Source organism: Allobosea sp. TAB14, assembly GCF_052113865.1.
Taxonomy (GTDB): Bacteria; Pseudomonadota; Alphaproteobacteria; order Rhizobiales; family Beijerinckiaceae; genus Allobosea; species Allobosea spartocytisi.
Map to the genome: position 1 here is coordinate 1 of NZ_JBFRDQ010000354.1, position 2,363 is coordinate 2,363.

Here is a 2,363-nt window from a genome sequence, read left to right on the forward strand (position 1 = left end):
GGGCCACGCGCCGCGAGGGCGGCCGGCCGAACGGCGAGGCTTCCCCCGGCGGCGGATCCGGGGCACAAAGACCGCAAGCGCAGCCATGACGGGGCAGCCGCGATGAGCGTGTCCGCGCCTTTCATCAGCCGGCCCATCGCGACCTCCCTGCTCGGCGTCGCCGTGCTGCTGTGCGGCATCCTCGGCTATCTGCGCCTGCCGGTCTCGGCCCTGCCGCAGGTCGATTTCCCGACGATCCAGATCACCACGCAATTGCCGGGCGCGAACCCTGAGACCATCGCCTCGCTGGTCACCGCCCCGCTGGAGCGGCAGTTCGGGCAGATCCCCTCGCTCTCGACGATGTATTCGCAGAGCTCCTTCGGCCTCAGCCAGATCACGCTGCAATTCGATCTCGACCGCGACATCGACGCCGCCGCGCAGGACGTGCAATCGGCGATCAACGCGGCCGGCTCCACCTTGCCGCGTACCCTGCCCTACCCGCCGACCTACGCGAAGATCAATCCGGCCGACGCGCCGATCATGGTGCTGGCGCTGACTTCGGACACCGTCTCGCTGCGCCAGCTCAGCGACCTCGCCGACACGCTGCTGTCGCCGCGGCTCTCCGAGGTTTCCGGCGTCGGCCATGTCTCGATCGAGGGCGGCGTGCGTCCCGCCATCCGCATCCAGGCCGACCTTGCCAGGCTCGCCTCCTACGGGCTCGGCATGGAGGATCTACGCACCGCCATCGTCAACGCCAACGTCGCCGGCGCCAAGGGCGCGCTCGACGGCAACCATCAGGCCTACACGATCAGCGCCAACGACCAGATCGGCAGCGCCGCGGCCTATCGCGACATCGTCGTCGCCTATCGCAGCGGCGCCCCGGTCTTCCTGCGCGATGTGGCGGTGGTGCTGGAGGACCTCGAGAACAGCCGCATCGGCGCCTGGTTCCGCGGCAAGACGGCGGTGGTGATCGACGTCATGCGCCAGCCCGGCGCCAACATCGTCGCCACGGTCGCGCAGGTGAAGCAGGAAATTCCGCGCCTGAAGAACGGCATGCCGGCCGGCGTCGATCTGCAGGTGGTCAGCGACCGCACCGAGACGATCCGCGCCGCTCACCGTCTCGCTCGTCGCAGTCTTCATCCCACTGCTGTTCATGACCGGTCTCGTCGGCCGGATGTTCCGCGAATTCGCCCTGACGCTGACCATCGCGGTGGTGGTCTCGGCAGTGGTCTCGCTGACSCTGACGCCGATGATGTGCGCCCGCCTGCTGCGCCATACCGGGCATGAGCGCGAGAACTGGCTCATGCGCGCGGCCGAATGGCCGGTCTCGGCGATGGCCCGGCTCTACGACGTGACGCTCGGCTGGGCGCTGAAGGCGCGCGGCCTCGTGTTGCTGGCGACCGTCGCGACCCTCGCGCTGACGGTGTGGATGTACATCGTCATTCCCAAGGGCTTCCTGCCGAGCCAGGATACCGGCCAGCTCAGCGTCGTCCTCGAAGCCTCACCCGACGTCTCCTTCAACGAGATGAAGCGGCTGCAGGAGCAGGTGACGCAGACCTTCGAGCGGGATCCCGACGTCACCGGCATCGTCTCCGTGCTCGGCATCGGCCAGGCCAACGCCACGCTGAACACCGCCCGCCTGACCGTGACGCTGCGCCCCAAGGACGAGCGCCGCGACGATGCCGTGGCGATCGCCGAACGGCTGCGGGCCGCGGCCGCCGAGATCCCGGGCGCCGTGACCTATGTCCAGCCGGTCCAGGACATTCAGATCACGACGCGCGCCAGCCGCTCGCAATATCAGTACACGCTGACCGGCGCCGACCAGGCCGCCGTGATGGACTGGGCCCGCCGGCTCTCCGAGGCGCTGCGCCGCGAGCCGCTCGTGCGCAACGTCGCCAACGAGACGCAGGACGGGGGCTTGCGCGCCCATGTCGAGATCGACCGGGCCAAGGCCGGGCGGCTCGGTATCTCGATCCAGGCGGTGAACGACACGCTTTACGACGCCTTCGGCCAGCGCCAGATCGCGACGATCTACGAGCAGTCGAACCAGTACCGCGTGATCCTGGAGGCCGCGCCGCAATATCTGCGCGACCCGTCCTCGCTGACGAAGCTCTACGTCACCGGCAACACCAACACGCAGGGGCAGACCAACAGCGCTGGCAACACCACGGTGACGCAGAACAGCGTGCAGGTGCCGCTTTCATCGTTCACGCGCCTGATCCGGGAGACGGCGCCGCTCTCGATCGCCCATCAGGAGCAGTTTCCGGCCGCGACCGTCAGCTTTGACCTCGCGGCGGGCGCGGCTTTGGGCGATGCGGTCACGATGATCGCCGCCGTCGAGCGGGAAATCGGCATGCCGACCTCGATCTCGGGCAGCTTCAGCG

1 pseudogene is annotated in these 2,363 nt (G+C 68.7%); it reads left to right on the forward strand.

The features are described from left to right. Window positions 1-102: 102 nt before the first annotated feature. A pseudogene (locus tag AB4Y99_RS27530) lies at window positions 103-2,363 on the forward strand (efflux RND transporter permease subunit); the annotation flags it as partial.